Genomic DNA, 19,093 nt, shown 5'->3' with positions numbered 1-19,093 from the left:
CTATGGCGGTTCAATGTGGACCAGCGCGGCGGGCCAAACCCCGTTCGCGGCCGCCTGGCGTTCACTCTACCGCCAATTGGGACAGCCGCGCGCGGGTCTGGACGGACGGCGACTACTGGTTTGATGAGCGTGCCGCCGATGCCGCGGTCGCCTTCTTCGCCGATCATATCTGCCTCACCGAGGGCGAATGGGCGGGGCGCCCGTTCATCCTTGAGCCGTGGCAAGAGAACGACATTGTGCGGCCGCTCTTCGGCTGGAAGCGTTCGGACGGCCTGCGCCGCTATCGGCGTTGCTATGTCTGGGTGCCACGCAAGAACGGCAAGACTGAGCTAGCAGCTGGCGTCGCCCTGCTCATCCTGCTTGGCGATGCCGAGCCCGGCGGGCAAGTCTATGCCATCGCGTCGGAGAAGGAACAGGCCCGGCTCGTCTTCGACAAGGCGACAGCGATGGTCGGCAAGTCGCCGAGCCTCTCGGCCGATCTCGTTTGCCTGAAGCCTTCGATCTACTGCCCTGCCCTGAACGCGTCTTTCAAGCCGTTGTCGGGCAAGCCCGGCGGCAAGCATGGCCTGTCAGCCTCGGGGCTCATCGGCGATGAGATCCACGAATGGGTCTCGGGTGAACTCTACCAGTTCATCCACGATTCCGAGGCTGCGCGCCGCCAGCCGCTCGAGTTTCTCATCTCAACGGCCGGCAAGAAGGGCGGCTATGGCGAGGACGCTTGGGACGAGTGCCAGAAGATCCTTGAGGGGACCATCGAGGATCCGGAGACGCTGGTGGTGGTCTATGCCGCCAGCCCTGACGACGATTGGACGAAGCCGGAGACCTGGGCAAAGGCCAACCCCAACCTTGGCGTGTCGAAGAAACTCGACACCATGGAGGCGGATTGTCGGCGCGCGCGGCAACTGCCCCGTCTGGAGAACGGGTTCAAGCAGTTTCACCTCAATATCTGGACTGAGCAGGCAGTTCGCTGGCTACCGATCGACGGCATCGACGACGAGGGACGGCGTTTCGGCTGGGACCACTGCAAGGGGCCTATCGACTGGCGCGACCTGGAATCCACGCTCGTCGGCAAGCGCTGTTTCGGCGGTCTCGATCTCTCGTCGACGAGCGACCTATCCGCCTTGGTGTGGTGGTTCCCCGTGCAGAGCGGTTTGGAGTTTCCGGTCGTTCTGCCCCGCTTCTTCAAGCCGCGTGATTTGCTCAAGGCCCACGGCCACCGGGACAAGTTGCCCTATGCCCAATGGGCCTCTGGTGCGCAGCCCGCGCTTCTGACCACGCCAGGTAACGTGATGGATTACGCCTTCATCCAGGCGCAGATCTATCGCGATGCCGAGCGCTTCCGGGTCGCCTTCGCTGGCGAGCAAAGGGAGCCCGGCGAAGGCGGCTTGGCGATCGACCGGTGGAACGCGATCGAGACGGCCGTGAAGCTAGAGCAAGAGGGAATCCCCGTGGTCATGTTCGGCCAGGGCTTTGCCTCGATGAGCGCGCCGGCAAAGGAGCTTGAGCGCCTGGTGTTGAGCAACGGCTTTCACCATGGCGGGCATCCGCTGTTGCGGCGCCACGCGCAGGTGGTGGCGGTTGTTCCGGACCCTGCGGACAACATCAAGCCGGACAAGAGCAAGGTCACTGAGCGAATTGACGGGATCGTGGCGCTTTGCATGGCGCTCGGCATAGCAGCGAAGGACAGGCCTGAGATGACTTCCCCCTGGGACGATCCCAACTTCAGCCTAATGTCCGCGTGATGTGGCCCTTCACTCGGTCCAGCGCGGCGCCCGCGCCGGTCGCCGCGGAGCAGCGGGCAGACAGCATCGAGAACCCGACCGTTCCGGTGAGCGCGGAGAACTTTCTCGCGTTCTTCGGACAAGGCGTGGCGAACCTGCCCGCCGTCACCACCGAGAACGCCTTGCGCGTGCCGGCGGTGCTGGCCGCGGTAGCCTTCCTGTCGCGCACGCTGGCTTATCTGCCGCTCCACGCCTTCAGGGATAGCGACAAAGGCGCTGTTCAGGTTGGTGGCAAGTTGCAGACGATCGTGCGTGATGCCCCTAACCCGCAAATGGGCAGCTTCAAGTTCCGGCAATATTTCTGGCAGCAGGTTTTTACTGGCGGGCGCGGCCTCGCCTGGATTGAGCGCAGTGGCAGCTCGGTCGAGAACATCTGGCCCATCAACCCGAAGACGGCAACGATCAAGCGCGCTGGCCTCAGGTTGACCTATCGGGTCGACGGAAGGGACTATCCCGCAGAGGATATCATCGACATCCCCTTCATGCTGCGGGAGAACCAGACCGGGCATTATGGCCCGATCCAGATGGCCGCGAATGCCATCCAGCTCGCGCTGGCGATGAACGACTACGGTAGCCAGTTCTTTGCCGGCGGCGGCGTGCCGCCGCTCGCACTGACAGGTCCCCTTCCCCAAGGCAACGAGGGCCTCAAGCGGGCGATGGCGGATATTCATCGCGCGATCGAATCCGCAAAGCAGTCCAACAAGCCGCTGTTCCCGCTCCCGCCGGGCCATGATCTGAAGCAGGTGGGCTTCGACCCTGAGAAGGGGCAGATGACGGATGCGCGCCGCTTCCAGATCGAGGAATTCGCGCGGGTATGGCAGTTGCCGCCCGTGTTTTTGCAGGACCTCACGCGCGCGACCTTTACCAACGCCGAGCAGCAGGATCTCCACCTCGTCAAGCATCTCATCGGCCATTGGGCGGGTGCGCTTGAAGACGAGATGAACCTCAAGCTGTTCGGCCGGGGGCGCTCCAGTCGCTACATCAAGCACAACCTCGACGGCGTGATGCGCGGCGACTTCAAGACCCGTATCGAGGCAATCGCCCGCGCCATCCAGACGGCGCAGATGACACCGAACGAGGCGCGCGCCCTCGAGGAGCGGCCGAACCACGACAACCCGGCCGCCAATGAGCTGCTCGTGCAGGGGGCCACCGTCGTGCTCGGCCAGCAGCTGGAACGCGGCATCGGCGACAATGGCGGGCCGCCGCTGAACGACAATGGAGACGAGAATGCCGCAGAAGACTGAGGCAGAACGGCGTTCGCTCGTTCGCGCTGTCGAGCACCGTGCCGACGACGACGGCAAGCTCACGGTGGTGGGCTATGCTGCCGTCGTCGGCGAGATCGCCGACATCGGTGGCTATTTCCAGGAGGTGCTGGCGCCCGGCGCGTTCACCGAGACGTTGAAGACCGCCGACGTGCGCGCCTATTTCGACCACGACCGCGGCCGTGTGCTCGGCCGGAAATCGGCGGGAACGCTGCGGCTGTCCGAGGACGCCAAAGGGCTCGCCGTCGAGATCGACCTGCCGGATACCTCCGATGGCCGCGACGTGCGTGTGCTGATCGAGCGCGGCGACGTCTCCGGCATGTCCTTCGGATTCGTCGTGACCCGGCAGGAATGGGACGAGACCGGGGACGTTCCCGTGCGCACCATCCATGAGGTGGAGCTGCATGAAGTGTCCATCGTCTCGGAGCCCGCCTATGAGGGCACCTCGATCGCCTTGCGCTCGTTGGAGCGCCTCCGCAACGAGCGGCAGGCGCCACATCCGGCCCACCAGAGAATCGCCAGCCGGCGCGCGCTAATGGAACAGCGCTTCCGCCGCATCGCCCGGAACCCGGCATAGCCGGAGGTGGCACGGCAAGCAGTCCCGCTTCCGGCCCTAAGCGCCCGCTTCGGCGGGTTTTTTCATGCGCTCATCACAGGGGATGACCAATGAGCCTCAAGGAACTGCAGGAGAAGCGGGAAAAGCTCGTCCATGACGCCCGCGAAGCCCTCGACGAGATCAAGAAGAACACCGACGAGTCACGCGCCGCCGAACTCGACAAACGCCACGACGACATCATGGCGGATTTCGACCGAGTGGAGAAGCTGATCGAGCGCGAGCAGAAGACTGCTGACGCCGAACACCGGAGCGAGGAAGCGCGTGCACGTAACCGTCCGAACCCTGGCGACACCGAGGCCCGCGGCGAGGACGATGGGCAGTCGCCGGACTATCGCACGGTCTTCTACACCTACCTGTCGCGCGGCGCCGACCTCGGCGAGCTGACGCCTGAGGAGCGTGCGGTCCTGCGCCGTGGTGTTGAAGCCAAAGCGGAATTTCGCGCCCAGACGGTCGGAACGGCGACGGCCGGCGGCTACACCGTCCCCACCGAACTCGCCGACTTCATCGTCAAGTCCATGAAGGCTTGGGGGCCGATGTACGATGAGGACATCTGCACCGTCATCAACACCTCCACGGGCAATTCGATCAAGATCCCGACCGTCGATGATACGGCATCGACTGCCGAGGATCATACGGAAGGCACCGCGCTGACGGACGACGGCGGCAAGGATGTAGCCTTCGGCCAGAAGTCCCTCGACTCCTACGGCTACGACACCGAATTCGTGCGGTTCTCCCTGGAACTGGCGCGCGATTCGATCTTCAATATGGAGAGCCTCCTCGGCGAGCTTCTCGGCGAGCGCCTTGGCCGCATTGCCAATGCGCGCCTGACCACCGGCTCCGGCACGGGTGCGCCGAACGGCATCGTCACCGCCTCGTCCCTTGGCAAGACCGCAACCGCAGCCGCGGCCATCGCCAGCGACGAACTCATTGATCTCGTCCATTCGGTCGATCCCGCTCATCGCGTTTCGCCCAAGGTCCGGTTCATGTTCAATGACCTCACCTTGTCCGCCCTGCGCAAGCTCAAGGACGGCCAGGGCAACTATCTCTGGCAGATGGGCGACATCACCAAGGGCCAGCCCGGAACCTTGCTCGGCTACCGCTACAGCATCAACCAGGCGATGGATTCCATTGCGGCTGCAAAGAAGGTCGTGCTGTTCGGCGACTTCGGCAAATACTACGTCCGCAAGGTCGGTTCGCCGCTGATCGGCGTGTTGCGCGAGCGCTTCTGGCCGGATCTCGGCATCGCAGGCCTGATCTACTTCGATGGCGAGCTCGGCGACACCGCCGCGGTGAAACATCTGATCACCGCCGCGTCCTGAGCCAACGTTGGCGCCCCGCCTTGGGGCGCCAGCCCATCGGAGTGGACACCATGAAGATCAAGATGCTCACCAGCATTGCCGGCATCGATTTCGCCTTGCCGCCCGGGGAGGAGACGGAGCGCTTCTCCGATGCCGAAGCCATGCGCCTGATTGAAGCTGGCATGGCGGTGCCGGTAGCCGAGGACAAGGCCGAGCGTGCCACGAAAAAGCCCGCGCCGGAAAAGCGGGGCTGAGATGTGGTGTCCCGCGTCCGTCGTCACGCCTCCAGAGGGCACGTCACCGCTGACGCTCGACCAGGCAAAGCGCCAGTGCGGCATTGCCCTCGACAATGCCGACCTCGACGATGAGCTTGAACGGCTGATGATGGCAGCGCGCGACTATGTCGAGCACTACTGCGCGATCTATGTGCCGACACAGACCGTTTCCGTGAAATGCGACGGATTCGGCGATTTCGCGCGCGTGCCGATCGCGCCGGTGCAGTCCGTCACCTCGATTGCCTATGTCGATACGGACGGCGAGGCCCGGATGCTCGATCCGGCGGCCTCCGAGCTTCGCAACGACGGTCTCACCGTGTCGATAGCAGCGCCCCATGGGGTGCGGTGGCCAGCCACCCTGCCCGGTTCTCGCATCAGGATCATCGCCGTTGTGGGTTTCGCGGCCGTGCCGCCCGCCATCATTTCCGCGATGCTCCTGCTCGTGCGCTCGCAACATGCACTCGCCGGCCCCGATGCGAACCTGAAAAAGAAGGTCGTTGACGGTGTCGGCTCTCGCGAGTGGGACATGACCGGCGCGGTCGACGGGATGACGCGCCAGGCGATCGCGAGCTTCCTCGAGCCCTTCCGTTGCTGGCCGCTGTCATGAGCACAGCAGCGGAATTCATCGCCGATCAGCGCGAGCAGATCGATGACGTCGGCGAATCCGTCACGCTCACCAGGGGCGCGCAGTCGACCACGGTGAAGGCGTGGGTTGTGGGCTTCGAGCCGCGCGAGCTTGTCGGCGACATCAGGCAGGGCGACAGCAAGGTTATTATGCCGGCGGAGCCCTTTGCCAATGGCGCGGTGCCCGCGCCGGCCGGTGATGTCCTTCTTATCGTCGGCGGCAAGCCCATGAAGATCATCGCGGTCAACGACAGCACGCGGCGCATCGGCGGCGTTCTCATCGCGTACGAGATCGTCGCGCGCGGGCATGGGGCGGCGTGATGGCGCGGCTGCAGCCTGTCGGCCTCCAGTTTGATGCGGCGATCAAAGAGGGCCTGGCGGCGACGCATCGGGAACTTGTCGCGCTGGCCAAGCGCGAGCATGCCAAGGTCATGCGCGCCGAGCCCCGGCCCGCGTCGTTCACGCGGTTTGTGGACGGTGCCAAGGGCGCGCCGGAAGACAAGGTGAAGCCGGCCGGTGTCATCGAATACGTCTATCCGCGCCTCGAGATGGTCGTGCAATTCGCCATGGAAACGTTGTTCGACCGCTCGCCGGTCGACAGCGGCCTTTACCGCAAGAGCCATACGCTCTTTCTCGATGGCATGGCGGTGGTCAATCTCAAGGCCTGGGAGCCGGGCGCCGAGGTGTCGATCGCCAATTTCACGCCCTACGCCCGCAAGATCGAGTTGGGAGCCATGAAGATGCAGGTTCCCGGCCATGTCTATGAGGTCACCGAACGGATCGTGAAGCGGCGGTTCGGCAATCTCGCGAGCATCAAATTCACCTATCGCGGCATCGTCGGCGGCGCCATTGCCCAGGGCAAGGACCATGGCAAGTCTGGCCTGCGCTATCCCGCCCTCATCGTTCGCGAGCTATAGCCATGGCCGACTATGCCGGCGCCGTCGCCGCGATCTTCGCGCGGTTGCAGGCGCAATGGACCGCGACTCCCCTCGCCTTCCCCAACGGCGCCAGGCCGGCCGAGCTTGACCCTGATACCGGGCTGTTGCGGCCGTGGGTTTATGCCGAGGTGATCGGCGCCGGCAGCACCATCGTCGGCGCGGGCGTGCCGCGTGATCACGTCTATGTCTATGACGGCCTGATCAAGCTCCACGTCTTCACACCTTCCGGCACGGATGCCGCGGTCGGCTTCCAGCATGCGGTTGCGCTCGGCGAGATCTTCCGCACGCAGGAATTCTACAACGAGACATCAGGCCACTGCGTGCGCAGCTGGTCGCCCCGTGTGGATGATGGCGGCGATGGTGACAGCGACGGCCTTTGGTTTCGCGTCACCACGACCATTCCTTTCGAGTATTGGCACCGGGGTTGACCCGGGCCGCCTGATTGCCCTGACGGCCCTTGGGCAAGGCAACTCATGCTCACATGCTAAAGGAGCTTATCCATGGGCTATCAGTCCGGGCGCAATATCCTTGTGGCCTACAAGGAAGAGACGAGTTACGGCGAGCTGCCGACCTCAACCGGCGCGAAAGTCTTCCGCCCTAACACTGGCGGCCTGAACCTCACCAAGGGCACCATCCAATCCAACGAGAACCGCCGCGACGGCATGACCACGCGCGCCCGCCATGGCCAGCGCAACCTCGCCGGCTCCTATTCCGGCGATCTCAGCCTCGGCAGCTTTGACGACCTCATCGCGGCCGTGTTCCGCGGCACCTTCGATGCGCCGCTCGCCCTGACGGGGTTGTCGCTCACCGTCGACGACGTGGCCCGCACATTCACCCGTTCGGCCGGCTCCTGGATCGCCGATGGCGTGAAGGTCGGCGACGTCGTGCGCTTCGGCGGCTTCGTGACCGCCGCGAACAACGACCGAAACCTGCGCGTGACTGGTGTTTCGGCGACCGTCCTGACGGTGGCCGAGGATGACCTCGCCGAGGTCGCCGTTGCTGAGACGGCCGTGACCTTGGATCGCCCGAAGAAGGTCATTCAGGGGCTGACGCCACGGTCCTTCGCCTTCGAGGAATACGAGGCGGATATCGACGGCTCGGAAGTGGCGCTTGGCGTGCGCGTCGGCTCCATGCAGATCCAGCTGCAGCCGAACGGCATGGCGATCCTCACATTCAACTTCGCCGGCCAGGATTCGGATGTGCTCGAGGGCGCGGACGCGCCGCATTTCACCAATCCGGTTGCCACGACCTCGATCGGCCTCACCGCCGTTGAGGCCGTCATTCGGCTCGGCGATGAGGACCTGGTTGATCTCACCAGCCTCGACATCACGGTCGATCTGCGCGCCGCCGGCACGGAAGTTGTCGCCCGCACCACCACGCCAGACGTCTTCACCAACAACGCGACCGTCGAGGGCAACATGACGGCGCTGCGCAAAGACTTCACGCGCGTGAAAAATTTCCTCGCGGAAGACGTGCTGAGCCTGCACCTCCTGTTTGCTGGGAATGAGGCCGAGCCGCGGGACTTCGCGGCCTTCTACATCGGCAACCTCACGCTCGCCTCGGCGTCGAAATCCGAACTCGGCGCGGACGGCCCGCGCACGCAGACCATCGGCCTGAACATCGGCAAGGACGAGCGCGGCGGCGCCTACGATCCCACGATGATCAAGTTTCAGACCTCGGCGGTCTGAGGCCCGTAATCCCGTCCGCACAGCGGGGTTTGAACTGGCGCGCGTCATAGGCGGGCGGCGTGTCGGCGCCGCCCGTCACACCTTCCGACAAAGGACAATCCGATGAATGTTGTTTCCCTCGATCTCGACACGCTGTCGACGGACACTGCCACCCTTGAGATCCTGAAGCCTGGCGGCGTCGAGGGTACCGGCTGGGTCATCACCTTCGCTGGCCCCGGCCACCCCAAGGCCGTCGCCTGGTCGAATGAGAACTCCCGGCGCAACCTGCGCAAAGAGCAGCAGATGGAGCAGGCGCGGGCGAACGGCAAGAAATACAAGGCTGAGGACCGCGAGCCGGAGGAAGTTCGCCGCGACAATATCCGCTGGGTAGTCGCCCATATCGTCGACTGGACGCCGGTTGATATCGGTGCCGGCCCGGTCGCGTTCACGGAAGAAGCCGCAACGCAGCTGCTGCTCAACCCGAAAATGAGCTGGGCTATCCTCCAGATGATCGAGTTTCTGGCCGACGACCGGTCTTTTACGAAGCGCTCCGCGACGACCTGAGAGCCTTCGCGGAGCGGGAATTCGCCCTGACAGCCACCGACGAGAAGGGCGTTACCTATCGCGAGACGCTGGAAGGCCTGGTGAAGCGGGCGCGCACTGCCGCCCGCCGCGCCGAGCTGGAGGAGGAGATGCGGTCGCTGCCCTTGCCGCCCGCATCAGCCTATCTCTGGAATGCTTTCCAGCGGCTGTCCGCTCGCCGGCCGCAAAATGGGATGGTTCTTTCCCCCATCCCGTGGTCGGAAATCGAGGCCTTTTCCCGCCTCGTGCTGCGGCTCGCCCCGTGGGAGGTGGCCGTTATCGAGGATCTGGACGGCCTGTTGCTGGCCGAACGGGCGAGGCCGCCGGCATGAGGGGCACAACGATGGACGCTGTCATGGAGAAAATTGCGGTAGGCGCCGCCATGGTCTTTGCAGCCGCGGTCTTTCTGGGCCTCGCCGCGATGATCGCCATCGGCGTGGGATGGGTATTGAAAAACCTTCTGATGTAAGGTCAGCTCGTTCTGCCATTTCTTGGGGGCAGGACAAATGGATGACGATATAGATATCATACCGCATGGACTTGTTGTTACCGGCGTGGTGCTGAATAAGACGCTGCTTGGCGTTCCGGGCGCGGTTAAAGCGCTGGCGCATGTCGTCGGAAAAACAGGCGAGGCAGGCGGCACTATCGTTCAGGCCTGGGGTGAAAGTGTTGCTCAGGGCATCAGGGATAAGGCCGAGGGCAAGTCCATCATGGCCCGTGCCCTGGCCAACGCTGCTGCAGATCTCGGCGTGAGTGATCCGGCAATGGTACAGCGAGCCGCGGACACTTTTGCCGCCGGGATCTTGAAAAAGCAGGTCAACCGGGAGGCGGTGGCGCGAGTTGCCGTAGAGCATCTCAACGAAGGGGACCCAATTGACCCGACATCGACGGGCCCGACAGATGATTGGCTGAACTTCTTCGATACCATTGCAGAACGTGCGACCAGTGAAGCACTTAGGGATGTGCTAGGCCGCATTCTGAATGGTGAGATCAGGAAGCCTGGATCATTCTCGCTTTCGACGATTCAGTTCATGTCTGTGCTGGACAAGGACGTGGCAGTTGTAATTGAGAACATGTTCCAACATATTGCTTATGAGGACTTCATACCTTTTCCAAACAGATTTGATTACACTGATGATTTTCGGAAAAAATCTCTTCTTTCTCAATACGGGATACTGACCGATAGTCAGAATAGGCGTTTCATTGTACCTGAAAGTGGGATCCTTAGCCTTCCCTTCAAATCGCTGCAGATCGTTTTTAAATGCGAACCGGGGACTACTGTTATTATTCCTGTGGTCGCTCTTACCCGGATAGGACAAGAAATTCTTCCGTTGCTAAGTTCAAACACCCACCAGTCAGGGGTGATCCATGCGGCCGAGCAAATCATGAAAATGGAAGGCGTGCTATCTGCGGATATTGTCGCTTTCGACTCCGCGGGTGGATCCCCCACGCTTGTCAAGAGATTGCAGAAGGACAAGTAAAACTGCGAGCCAGCGGAGAGCCTCCCGCGGGAATAGGACGCCATCTCGCTCGGTTCGTCACCCGCCCTGCCCGATCCGGCCATCATCGCCAATTATCGCAAGGACAGGCGTATCCGGAAGCGGTTGGGGCGATAGCCCTGCTCAGTTTTGAGCAGGGTCTCAGGCGGCCTTCGACGGCGAGGCGGAGAGCCGCAGCCCGAGGGCTTGCATCACCTTCATGACCGTCGCGAATTCGGGGCGGCCTTCGGCGCTCAGCGCCCGGTAGAGGCTCTCGCGGGACAGGCCGGTCTCGCGGGCGATCTGCGTCATGCCGCGCGCCTTGGCGATCTGGCCGAGGGCGGCGGTCACCAATGCGGGGTCGCCCTCCTCGAGGACGGCATCCATATAGGCGACGATCGCCTCTTCGCTGTCGAGATGCTCGCTGGAATCCCAGCGTGTCGTTTCAAGCGCCATGTCTTACTCTCCCAGTTCGGAGGCGAGTGCCTTGGCCGACCGGATGTCCTCGTCCTGCGTGCTCTTGTCGCCGCCGCAGAGCAGGATGACCACCCTGTCGCCGATGCGTGTGAAATAGACCCGGTAGCCCGGCCCGTAGTTGATCCTGAGTTCGCTGATGCCGGCGCCGACCGGCTTCACATCCCCCGCATTGCCCAGCGCCAGCCGGTCGATGCGGACCGCGATCCGCGCCTTCGCGGTGCGGTCGCGAAGCCTGGAAAACCAGGTGCTGAAGATGGCTGTCTGGCGAACTTCGATCATGACTGTTTGTAGCTTATAGGCTACAAATTGTCAATCGAAAAGAACGTCCTTTGTCGTGGGCTGAATGTTCAGCATGTAGACGTCAACTTCGATAAGCTGTTGAAATAATTATATTCCGTAAAATTGCGGCTTAGCAGAAGGCGCACGTCAGCCCAAATTGCTTTGGCTGGATTAATCGCCGCGCTTGCGCAGCCGGACGCCAGGGCCGCCGCCGTTCTCGGGAATGAATTCCACGCCAGCCTCTTCGAGGGCGAGCTGGATGGCGGCAAGAGTCGAGCGGTTTGGCACCGTTTTGCCGGTTTCAAACCGATTGATCGTATTGGGCGCGACTCCCGCCGCCGTGGCCAGATCGGCTACAGTGAGTTCCAGGGCGGCGCGGGCCATTCGGCATTGGGCTGATGAAATCATGATGGCGAAATTATCGCCATATGGGTGTTGACGCAACATCTGATTGCATCTAGTTTTATCGCCATACTGCGATGAAACAACCACCGCTAACCCCGGCGGCGAGGTCTAGATTGCACCTTCGCGTCGCCGCCGGATCGCCGCCTCGTGCGGGAACGCGTGGCCTCATCACCACCGGTTGAAAGGAAACCGACGATGGATGTTCAAACCATGCCGCCCAATGAGCCGCCGCGTATTCCCCGGCCCCAGCTTAATGTTGCCGCTGAAGTTTTGCTTCTTGAATTGGCTGCAAAAATGTCTTTCTCCAATCCCAAGGCAGCGCTGGACATGATAGGAGAAATCCCGGCGAGCCCCGAATTTACCTTCCTCAGAATGTCCGTAATCGCGCTGATATACACGAACAGCAAATCTTCCCTGCCGCGCGAATGGGAAATTCGCGATAAATTTTGCAAAAATATTTCCCAATACCTTCCCGGTGCGCGTCGCATACAATGCGCATTAGATAAAAACCATATTCCAGATTTATTTATAAGATTTAACGATCAGGAAATGCCTGTCGAAATTAAGCGCCACGCCTTTGATGAGCGAGCGCTTCAGCAGTTGCAAAGATACATGACAGTTTACGGTTGCAATGCTGGGATTGCTGTGGCGCCGAGACTCAGGTGCGCTTTGCCAGCCAATATTACGTTCGTTCAGGTTGATGAGGGAAGTCACGTCCCTTAGCCCCCTCTGCTTCGAGCAGCCCGGCGGCGAGACGTAGATTGCACCCTTCGCCTCGCCGCCGGATCGCGGCCTCGCGCTGTAACGCGAGACCTCATCACCACCGGTTGAAAGGAAACCGATGATGAATGGTCATGATATGGATCGAACAGCGCTCGGAAGCAATACTGGGCGACGGGCGGTTCCGGTTCCATTCTACGACGCCGTTCTCCTCGTGGAGCCCGGCGTGTCCCCGGCCACAACTCTGGTGGCAATGCGGCCAATCGTTGAGGCCATGGGGCTAGATTGGTCAACACAAAGATTGAAGATTGCCGAACACCCTGTCCTAGCGCCAACTGTGGGGCAGATCCCCACGGTTGCTGAGGATGGGAAGTGGCGCAATATGACCGCTCTCCCGTTGAACCGTATCCACTTCTGGTTAGCGACCGTTAATCCGAAAAAGGTGCCAGATCCTGAGATTCGCGAGCGTGTGATCCGCTTTCAGGAGGAATGCGCCGATACTCTCTATGATCGGTTCTTCGGTGAGCATCATCGTGTCGCTGCGCCGGAAATGCCTTCGGTTGTTGCCGATGGCGCGCGTCAGTTGCTGCCCGGGCATCCCGATTTCAGCCAGGCCGTTCGCCTCGTGCGCGAAGCGCGCCTTAGCCGGGGCTCTTCGGCGGCTCTCGCGGTCTGGCGCGCGGTGGGCTTGCCGTGGGTGCCGGAGCTTGACGACGCTCCGAAGCTCGCTCACGACGAGACGGACTCTGTGGCCCGCTTTGCCATCGAAGGCATCGAGCGTGTGCCGGGCGTCTACACGCCGTCCCATGTCTTCGCGCGCGCCTATATCGAGTTCTGCACGGCCCATGGTTTGGAGATATCCTCGCAACGCTCCTACGAGACTCGGTTTGGCCGCATGGGCTTTCCCAAGCGCAAGATCGGCGGTCGCATGGTCTATCTCGGTATTCGACCGAAGGCCCAACCGGATACGGCATCGGGGGGGTGTTAGGAATGACCGGCCTCACTCTCTTAGACCTTGCAAAGGTGCGGATGCCCGCGGCCTTTTGCGCCCTCCATGCGGAGGCCTCGACAGTCACCGCCCTGTCCGCGCGGATGGAGACGGCGTGGACAGAATATGAGCGCCGTGATGCTGTCGTGCTTGATATCACGCGCGATGGTGCCTCCGCCCAGACGCTGCGTGAAATCGAGGATTGGGTAGATATCCCTTATCGCGAGGCGAAGGACCTCGCCGAGCGCATCCTCGACACCGCGCCGCAATCCATCGCCGAGCTTGCCCTCTTCGCCGCGGCCATGGAACGGGCGGCCAATGAGGACGGGCTCGCGGCAGAGCACCTCGCGACGGCCTGCGCCTCGCTCCGCCGGACGCAGATTGGAGGGAGCCGCAACTAAGCGGCTCCCGAGAGAGACTTGATCCAGGCAACAGCCCTTCGCTAGCATGCCCAAAATTTGGGGGTGATGATGCGTTGGGCAGTTGTTTTCGCGCCGCTGGTGCTGGTGGGTTGCATTTCGGCAAAGCCGGGCGCAGACGCAGTGCGTTTGTCTGGGAATGTTGAGATGGTAAAGGGTTGCCAATTCCTACGTCAGGAAACAGTTGGCGTTGACCCTATGGATACGATGTCGTTGTCCACCATACGGGGGGATATCCTGAATAAGATGAGAAATGCGGCGGTCGACGCTGGGGCGACCGATATCGTCTCTAGCGGCCCACAGGTGTCGATGCCTGGGCCAAGCGCCACGATGACTGGCGACCTTTACCGCTGCGGATAGCATCGGCAGCATAGGCAATCACAAGGCCGTCCTTTGGGCGGCCTTTTCTTTTGGGGCATCGGATGGCGCAAGTTGTCACCAACCTGGTCGTTGACGCGCGTGGCGCCGAAGTCGGCAGCGCGGCCTACGTGAAGGCCATGCGTGCGGCCCAGCTGGCGGTTGATCGGACGATCGACGCCCACAACCGCGCGCAGGAGGCCCAGGACAGGGCGACCGCCGCGATGGGCGGACAGGCGGGCTCGATCAGCCGCTCGCGCGCGGAATGGGAACGGCTGTCGCGCTCCATGGACCCGGCCATTCGCGCGCAGCGCGCCATCCAGGACGCGACGCTGAAGGCGGATATGGCCGTGCGCCGTGGCATCGCCACGCAGCAGGAAGCAGCCCGCATCATCGACATGGTCCGGCAAAAGCATGCGCAGGTCACGGCGAGCACCGGCGGGGTCGCGGTTGCCAACGACAATATGGCGAGCAGCTTCGGGCGCGTGATGCAGGCCGCGTCGGCGGCGGTGCCCGGGCTTTCCCGCTTCAGCGGCGGGCTCGCCGGCTTCGGCGGCCTGGCGGGCGGGGTGGCGGCGGTGGCGAGCGCTGTCGTCGCGGCGGGCTCGGCGATCGCCGTGGCGGGTGATCAGTACACGCGCTATGGCAACCTGTTGCAAGCCGCCGGTGTTGCCGCCGAGCAGCTTGGCGACCGGCAGCAGATGCTCGTTGATCTCGCATTGAACACGCGCACGTCGCTCGAGCCGACAGTGACGCTCTATGCCGGGCTCACCCGTTCCACGCAAGAATTGGGCAAGACGCAAGCCGAGGTCGCGCGCGCCACCGAGACCATCAACAAGGCCTTCAAGCTTGGCGGCGTGTCGGCGGAATCGGCGGCGGGCGCGATCCTCCAGCTCAACCAGGCCATGGCGGCCGGCGCCCTGCGCGGTGATGAACTGAACAGTGTGCTGGAGGGCGCGCCGCCGCTCGCCCGCCTGATCGCCAAGGAATTCAACGTCGGAATCGGCGAGTTGAAGCAGCTCGGCGAGGAAGGACAGTTGTCCGCGTCCCGCGTTTTCGACGCCATCGTGAAGGGGTCTGAGGACATTGATGGCGCCTTCCGCGACAGCAAGGTGACGATGCAGGATGCTGCCACCAACGGTGTCACGGCCTTTTCCGACCTTGCCGCCGCGATGGACGAGGTGTTGGGGATCTCCGCCCGCGTTGCCGGTGCGATGAACGGTGTGGCGGCCGAAGTGCGGAATGTTGCCGCGGCGATTCGCGAACTACCCAACACGCGCGAGCTTCAGCAGCTCCAGAGCCTTCAGGAGGGCGTCCGCCACTACCGCGAGAACGTCATCCCATCGCTCGAAGGCAAGCGAGATTTCGCAAGCCAGCAAGATCTGAAGCGCGCGACCGAGCAAGCACAGGAATACGAGCGGGCGCTGGATAAGGCTTACAACTCCCGTATTCGGGCCATGGGCGGCGAGATACCAGGCGTCCCCGACCCTGCCGCGCAGTTCGCGCGCGAGGCTGACAAGCGCCTGAAGGACATGATCGGCCCTCTGCCGAACTATGATGAGGTGACTGCCGGTGCTACCCGCGCCGTTGGTGCTGTGTCGGCGCTCGCCAAGGCGCAAGGCGGATTGGACAAGGCCTTCCAGGACGCAACCCGCAACGGCCTGAAGCCGTATGATCGCGCGGTGCAGGAAGCCCAAAATGGCCTTGCCGAGCGCAAGAAGATTGCCGAGGACATGGCACGCTCGGGCGTGGCGCAGGCTGACGTAACCGCCTATCAGGCCAAAAGCGAGGCCCTCTATGCAAAGGAAGTGGCCAACGCCAGCGCGGCGGCGACGCGTGGGGGCAGTTCACGTAGCGGCGCGAACCGGGAGGCGGCAAATTCCTATGACCGGCTGATCGAACGTATCCAGAAACAGAACGCCGAGATGCAGATCGAGATAGCCGGCATCGGCGCGAGCACTGAGGAGACGCTGAAGCTCAAGACGGCGCGCGAGCTGGAGCGCTCCGCGATCGAGGCCAAGATCCCTCTGACGGATAAAGTGCTGCGGCAGATCGACGAGGAGGCTGGCCGGCACGCGCGCCTGAAAACCGAACTCGACGCGACACAGCGCGCCTACGAGCAGTTGCAGGAGGCGCAAAGCTTCCTTGGCGACCAGTTATCCAGCTTCATCGAGGATCTGATCTCCGGGAGCGGCTCGCTCGAGGATGCCTTGAAGCGCCTCGCCGACACCTTCCTGAAGTCCGGCTTGCAGGCCCTCCTCACTGGAGAAGGGCCGCTCGCGGGCATTCTCGGCACGGCCGCCACCAACAAGGGCGAGCAAGGCGGGCTCTTCGGCTACCTCATGGGCAATGACGTCAAGCTGTTCCGCGACACCGTCGCCAAGGGAACGGCCGAGGGCGTGAACAAGGCGATCGGCACGGGCGGCCAGACCTCCGGCGCGGCGATCGGCAATGTCTTCGGGATCGACGGCAAGGCCCTCATGGGCGGCGTGACCGCGCTGGCCTCCCTCGGCGCGGCCTATGGCAGCGGCATGTCGGCCGGATCTGTCGGCATGGCGGGTGTGATGGGCGGAATAGCTGGCGGCGCCGGCGGCTTGGCTATGGCGAGCAGCTTGGCCTCCGCTGGAATTTCACTCGGTGGGCTGGCCACGGCGTCGGTGCTCGGCCCCATCGGTCTCCTGGCCGGCGCCGGCATCGCGATCTATGGCAACATGCAGCAGCGCAAGCAGCAGAAGGAGGAGCTGCGGCGCCAGGCGCAGGAGAATTATGAGGCCGCGAAGCCCCAGGTGGCGCAACTCGGCCAGACATTTCGCGGCGACGAGCTCGGCAACATCCAGCAGCAGATACAGGCCGGCATCGACAAGCTAAATGAGCTTGGCCCGGTGTTGGTCAACGCTGGTCATGTGGATGAGCTGATCGCCCTTCAGAACGATTACAACACCTTCGTCAACCGGCTTAAAGACGAGTTCCGCGCCGACTTCTCCGGCACGATCGACGAGCTGCGCGCCGGCCTCGGTGCTCAGGGTCCGTTCAAGCAGGCCTCCGACGCCGTCAAGCAGTTCGGGGACAGCGCCAAGTCCTTCGTTGCCGACACGGCGACGGCGTTCGGTGAAGGCGCCTGGCAGATACAGAACGCCCGTGATGCCTCGATCGATTATGCCCTGTCGATGCTCGACCAGGCAAAGACGCTCACGGAAGTGCAGCAGCAAATCCAGTCGATCAACGGCACGGCCGCCGGCCTGTCGAAGGTGCTTCAGGATCTCGGCATGTCCGCCGAGGATGCCGCCAACGCCATCAACCAGCGTGTCGGCGCGGCCATGGATCGCCTGCGTTCTGCCTTCACCGAGGGCTTGGAGCGGCGCCTGAATGAGGCGAGCGATATGGGCTATCTCAATGAGATGGCCGATCAGATCGCGCAATATCAGCGGGATCTGAAGGACGCGGCCATGCTCGGCCTCGACCGGGCGCTTGTCGACCAGGTGTTCAAGGCGGAAGCGCAGGCCATTGTCAACGGCTCGCAACTTGTCGGCGCGGCCTTTGACGATCTGATCGTCAAGTTTCCGCAGCTCACGGGCGTGGTGCGTGCGGCGGCCATGTCGGTCGCCCAGTTGGAGGCGGCTGCAACCGCGCAGCTTGACGCCAACGTGCAGGAGGCGCAATCCGCCGTCGACGCGGCTCGTGCTGCCCTGACGGCTGCCTATCAGGCCGAAGCCTCGGCGCTGAAGGACACCATCACGCGGACGGAAGGTTATATCAAATCGCTGAAGGCCTTCCGGCAATCTCTGCTTCTCGACAATTCCCTGTCGCCGCTGTCGCCGGAACAGCGCCTTATCGAGGCGCAGAATCGCTTCAACGAGGTGTCACAGAAAGCCCTTGCGGGCGACACGGAAGCCATCGGCGAGCTCGAGGAGGTCAGCCGGCAATATCTGGAGGAAGCGCGCGGCTTCTATGCCTCATCCGAGCAGTATTACGCGATCTTCAACCAGGTGCGGTCGATCCTCGATGCGACGGCCAACAAGGCCGAAACTCAACTCGATACCGCCAAGGCGCAACTGGCGGCGCTCGACGCGCAGGTTGAGGGCCTGATCACGGTCAACGACAGCGTGCTCTCGGTCACCGAGGCGATCGCCAAGCTGCAGGAAACCATGGTGGCGCTCGACAAGGCCAAGGCCAATCAGGCGGCCGGCACGGGCGGCACCGGGCAAGCCGGCGATTGGCAGGAAACCTATGTGAAGGGCCTGTACAAGGAGGTATTCAACCGCGAGGCGGACACCGCGGGCCTCGCTTATTGGACCGGCCTCCTGCGCAACGGCACCTTCAACAACGCCACGCTCTACGAGGCTTTCCTTCAGCACAAGGCGAACGGTGCCATGCGGCTCGGCGGCATCGTCGGGGCCTATGCCGGCGGTGGCATGGTGGGCAACGGCATCTTTGATGTCGACAGCGTGCTTGCCCGCTATGCCGGCGGCGGCTCGATCGCCTTGGCCGGGGGCGAGTACGTCATGCCTGCGAACCAGACGCGCGCCAATCTCCCCATGCTTGAGGCGATGCGCGCCGGCCGGCCGGCCAATGACGACAGCGCCAGGGAAGAGATCCGGGCCTTGCGGAGCGAGTTGCAGGAAACGAAGGCTGTCCTTCGACAGATTCTCAGCAACCAGTCCGAGGGGTTCGGGCAGGTTGCGCGGGCTATGACGCGAAACGCCGAGGCGGCTGAAGAAAACAACCGCCAGCAGTCTTTGAATAGCAACAGACGCTAGGTCTGTGGGAACGTCCTTTTATATAGTTCTTGCACGACTTCCTTAAGGCGATGATTGGCTCGGGCAATAAGCTCGTCGTCGGTGAATTCGTCTTCCATTCGTATACTTACACTGATCGAAAAATCGGCAGTCTTTCCAAAAGAATATGTAACCTCGACTTCAGCGCCAGG

21 protein-coding genes are annotated in these 19,093 nt (G+C 62.9%); 18 read left to right on the top strand and 3 right to left on the bottom strand.

Annotated elements, in window-relative coordinates:
- The first annotated feature begins 2 nt into the window (after positions 1 to 2).
- The 14 genes from KIO76_RS18145 to KIO76_RS18080 all read left to right on the top strand — a co-directional run bounded on the left by KIO76_RS18145 (position 3) and on the right by KIO76_RS18080 (position 10,524).
- On the top strand, positions 3 to 1,742 hold the full coding sequence (locus KIO76_RS18145; RefSeq protein ID WP_213324550.1) for a terminase large subunit: 1,740 nt from the start codon (positions 3 to 5) through the stop codon (positions 1,740 to 1,742).
- Positions 1,742 to 3,025: a phage portal protein gene (locus tag KIO76_RS18140; protein ID WP_213324549.1), complete on the top strand. Its 1,284-nt coding sequence runs from the start codon at positions 1,742 to 1,744 to the stop codon at positions 3,023 to 3,025. The genes KIO76_RS18145 and KIO76_RS18140 overlap by 1 nt, the downstream gene beginning before the upstream one ends.
- Positions 3,009 to 3,620, top strand: coding sequence for an HK97 family phage prohead protease (locus tag KIO76_RS18135; RefSeq protein WP_213324548.1), 612 nt, complete (start codon positions 3,009 to 3,011; stop codon positions 3,618 to 3,620). Before KIO76_RS18140 ends, KIO76_RS18135 begins: the two co-directional genes overlap by 17 nt.
- 89 nt (positions 3,621 to 3,709) lie before the next feature.
- Entirely contained in the window at positions 3,710 to 4,978 is a 1,269-nt protein-coding gene (locus tag KIO76_RS18130) for a phage major capsid protein (RefSeq protein ID WP_213324547.1), read from the top strand.
- A gap of 50 nt (positions 4,979 to 5,028) precedes the next feature.
- Entirely contained in the window at positions 5,029 to 5,211 is a 183-nt protein-coding gene (locus KIO76_RS18125) for a hypothetical protein (protein ID WP_213324546.1), read from the top strand.
- Position 5,212: 1 nt separating this feature from the next.
- Positions 5,213 to 5,839 (top strand): head-tail connector protein, encoded by a 627-nt coding sequence (locus tag KIO76_RS18120; protein WP_213324545.1) that lies wholly within the window; start codon positions 5,213 to 5,215, stop codon positions 5,837 to 5,839.
- The gene (locus KIO76_RS18115; protein WP_213324544.1) at positions 5,836 to 6,177 is read left to right on the top strand and encodes a hypothetical protein; all 342 of its coding nucleotides are present in this window, start codon (positions 5,836 to 5,838) and stop codon (positions 6,175 to 6,177) included. The genes KIO76_RS18120 and KIO76_RS18115 overlap by 4 nt, the downstream gene beginning before the upstream one ends.
- The gene (locus tag KIO76_RS18110; RefSeq protein ID WP_213324543.1) at positions 6,177 to 6,773 is read left to right on the top strand and encodes a hypothetical protein; all 597 of its coding nucleotides are present in this window, start codon (positions 6,177 to 6,179) and stop codon (positions 6,771 to 6,773) included. The genes KIO76_RS18115 and KIO76_RS18110 overlap by 1 nt, the downstream gene beginning before the upstream one ends.
- A gap of 2 nt (positions 6,774 to 6,775) precedes the next feature.
- The gene (locus tag KIO76_RS18105) at positions 6,776 to 7,222 is read left to right on the top strand and encodes a phage tail terminator-like protein (RefSeq protein WP_213324542.1); all 447 of its coding nucleotides are present in this window, start codon (positions 6,776 to 6,778) and stop codon (positions 7,220 to 7,222) included.
- A gap of 72 nt (positions 7,223 to 7,294) precedes the next feature.
- The gene (locus KIO76_RS18100) at positions 7,295 to 8,482 is read left to right on the top strand and encodes a phage tail tube protein (RefSeq protein WP_213324541.1); all 1,188 of its coding nucleotides are present in this window, start codon (positions 7,295 to 7,297) and stop codon (positions 8,480 to 8,482) included.
- A gap of 102 nt (positions 8,483 to 8,584) precedes the next feature.
- A complete protein-coding gene (locus KIO76_RS18095; RefSeq protein WP_213324540.1) occupies positions 8,585 to 9,025 on the top strand; it encodes a hypothetical protein in 441 nt (146 codons plus the stop codon).
- Between the two features lie 80 nt (positions 9,026 to 9,105).
- Positions 9,106 to 9,375 (top strand): phage tail assembly chaperone, encoded by a 270-nt coding sequence (locus KIO76_RS18090; protein ID WP_291975469.1) that lies wholly within the window; start codon positions 9,106 to 9,108, stop codon positions 9,373 to 9,375.
- Positions 9,372 to 9,512 (top strand): hypothetical protein, encoded by a 141-nt coding sequence (locus KIO76_RS18085; RefSeq protein ID WP_213324539.1) that lies wholly within the window; start codon positions 9,372 to 9,374, stop codon positions 9,510 to 9,512. The genes KIO76_RS18090 and KIO76_RS18085 overlap by 4 nt, the downstream gene beginning before the upstream one ends.
- Positions 9,513 to 9,549: 37 nt before the next feature.
- Positions 9,550 to 10,524, top strand: coding sequence for a DUF2806 domain-containing protein (locus tag KIO76_RS18080; protein ID WP_213324538.1), 975 nt, complete (start codon positions 9,550 to 9,552; stop codon positions 10,522 to 10,524).
- Between the two features lie 159 nt (positions 10,525 to 10,683).
- On the opposite strand, the gene KIO76_RS18075 is transcribed toward KIO76_RS18080, so the two are convergent.
- From KIO76_RS18075 to KIO76_RS18065, 3 genes are all read right to left on the bottom strand, one after another.
- Positions 10,684 to 10,977 (bottom strand): addiction module antidote protein, encoded by a 294-nt coding sequence (locus KIO76_RS18075; RefSeq protein ID WP_213324537.1) that lies wholly within the window; start codon positions 10,975 to 10,977, stop codon positions 10,684 to 10,686.
- A 3-nt stretch (positions 10,978 to 10,980) separates the two neighbouring features.
- Positions 10,981 to 11,277: a type II toxin-antitoxin system RelE/ParE family toxin gene (locus KIO76_RS18070; protein ID WP_213324536.1), complete on the bottom strand. Its 297-nt coding sequence runs from the start codon at positions 11,275 to 11,277 to the stop codon at positions 10,981 to 10,983.
- A gap of 171 nt (positions 11,278 to 11,448) precedes the next feature.
- Complete coding sequence (locus KIO76_RS18065) at positions 11,449 to 11,769, bottom strand: helix-turn-helix transcriptional regulator (RefSeq protein ID WP_291975465.1); 321 nt, start codon at positions 11,767 to 11,769, stop codon at positions 11,449 to 11,451.
- 108 nt (positions 11,770 to 11,877) lie between these two features.
- Here KIO76_RS18065 and KIO76_RS18060 point away from each other — a divergent pair, with 108 nt between their 5' ends.
- The 4 genes from KIO76_RS18060 to KIO76_RS18045 all read left to right on the top strand — a co-directional run bounded on the left by KIO76_RS18060 (position 11,878) and on the right by KIO76_RS18045 (position 18,923).
- The gene (locus KIO76_RS18060) at positions 11,878 to 12,405 is read left to right on the top strand and encodes a zinc finger domain-containing protein (RefSeq protein WP_213324535.1); all 528 of its coding nucleotides are present in this window, start codon (positions 11,878 to 11,880) and stop codon (positions 12,403 to 12,405) included.
- 118 nt (positions 12,406 to 12,523) lie between these two features.
- Positions 12,524 to 13,390, top strand: a complete 867-nt coding sequence (locus KIO76_RS18055; protein ID WP_349629398.1) for a phage antirepressor N-terminal domain-containing protein — start codon at positions 12,524 to 12,526, stop codon at positions 13,388 to 13,390.
- Between the two features lie 2 nt (positions 13,391 to 13,392).
- The gene (locus KIO76_RS18050) at positions 13,393 to 13,791 is read left to right on the top strand and encodes a hypothetical protein (RefSeq protein ID WP_213324533.1); all 399 of its coding nucleotides are present in this window, start codon (positions 13,393 to 13,395) and stop codon (positions 13,789 to 13,791) included.
- 440 nt (positions 13,792 to 14,231) lie between these two features.
- Positions 14,232 to 18,923 carry a tape measure protein gene (locus KIO76_RS18045; RefSeq protein ID WP_213324532.1) on the top strand — a complete coding sequence of 1,564 codons (4,692 nt, stop codon included), beginning with the start codon at positions 14,232 to 14,234 and terminating at the stop codon, positions 18,921 to 18,923.
- Positions 18,924 to 19,093 lie beyond the last annotated feature (170 nt).

This window comes from Chelatococcus sp. YT9 (assembly GCF_018398315.1).
Taxonomy (GTDB): Bacteria; Pseudomonadota; Alphaproteobacteria; order Rhizobiales; family Beijerinckiaceae; genus Chelatococcus.
The sequence above is the reverse complement of the archived record's forward strand: the minus strand, read 5'-3'. Positions and strand labels throughout refer to the sequence as shown.

Coding starts and splice junctions, on each gene's coding strand:
- KIO76_RS18110 (WP_213324543.1), top strand. CDS start 6,177: ATGGCGCGGCTGCAGCCTGTCGGCCTCCAGTTTGATGCGGCGATCAAA.
- KIO76_RS18125 (WP_213324546.1), top strand. CDS start 5,029: ATGAAGATCAAGATGCTCACCAGCATTGCCGGCATCGATTTCGCCTTG.
- KIO76_RS18075 (WP_213324537.1), bottom strand. CDS start 10,977: ATGGCGCTTGAAACGACACGCTGGGATTCCAGCGAGCATCTCGACAGC.
- KIO76_RS18120 (WP_213324545.1), top strand. CDS start 5,213: ATGTGGTGTCCCGCGTCCGTCGTCACGCCTCCAGAGGGCACGTCACCG.
- KIO76_RS18130 (WP_213324547.1), top strand. CDS start 3,710: ATGAGCCTCAAGGAACTGCAGGAGAAGCGGGAAAAGCTCGTCCATGAC.
- KIO76_RS18140 (WP_213324549.1), top strand. CDS start 1,742: ATGTGGCCCTTCACTCGGTCCAGCGCGGCGCCCGCGCCGGTCGCCGCG.
- KIO76_RS18055 (WP_349629398.1), top strand. CDS start 12,524: ATGATGAATGGTCATGATATGGATCGAACAGCGCTCGGAAGCAATACT.
- KIO76_RS18070 (WP_213324536.1), bottom strand. CDS start 11,277: ATGATCGAAGTTCGCCAGACAGCCATCTTCAGCACCTGGTTTTCCAGG.
- KIO76_RS18145 (WP_213324550.1), top strand. CDS start 3: ATGGCGGTTCAATGTGGACCAGCGCGGCGGGCCAAACCCCGTTCGCGG.
- KIO76_RS18095 (WP_213324540.1), top strand. CDS start 8,585: ATGAATGTTGTTTCCCTCGATCTCGACACGCTGTCGACGGACACTGCC.
- KIO76_RS18060 (WP_213324535.1), top strand. CDS start 11,878: ATGGATGTTCAAACCATGCCGCCCAATGAGCCGCCGCGTATTCCCCGG.
- KIO76_RS18100 (WP_213324541.1), top strand. CDS start 7,295: ATGGGCTATCAGTCCGGGCGCAATATCCTTGTGGCCTACAAGGAAGAG.
- KIO76_RS18105 (WP_213324542.1), top strand. CDS start 6,776: ATGGCCGACTATGCCGGCGCCGTCGCCGCGATCTTCGCGCGGTTGCAG.
- KIO76_RS18115 (WP_213324544.1), top strand. CDS start 5,836: ATGAGCACAGCAGCGGAATTCATCGCCGATCAGCGCGAGCAGATCGAT.
- KIO76_RS18135 (WP_213324548.1), top strand. CDS start 3,009: ATGCCGCAGAAGACTGAGGCAGAACGGCGTTCGCTCGTTCGCGCTGTC.
- KIO76_RS18085 (WP_213324539.1), top strand. CDS start 9,372: ATGAGGGGCACAACGATGGACGCTGTCATGGAGAAAATTGCGGTAGGC.
- KIO76_RS18080 (WP_213324538.1), top strand. CDS start 9,550: ATGGATGACGATATAGATATCATACCGCATGGACTTGTTGTTACCGGC.
- KIO76_RS18045 (WP_213324532.1), top strand. CDS start 14,232: ATGGCGCAAGTTGTCACCAACCTGGTCGTTGACGCGCGTGGCGCCGAA.
- KIO76_RS18050 (WP_213324533.1), top strand. CDS start 13,393: ATGACCGGCCTCACTCTCTTAGACCTTGCAAAGGTGCGGATGCCCGCG.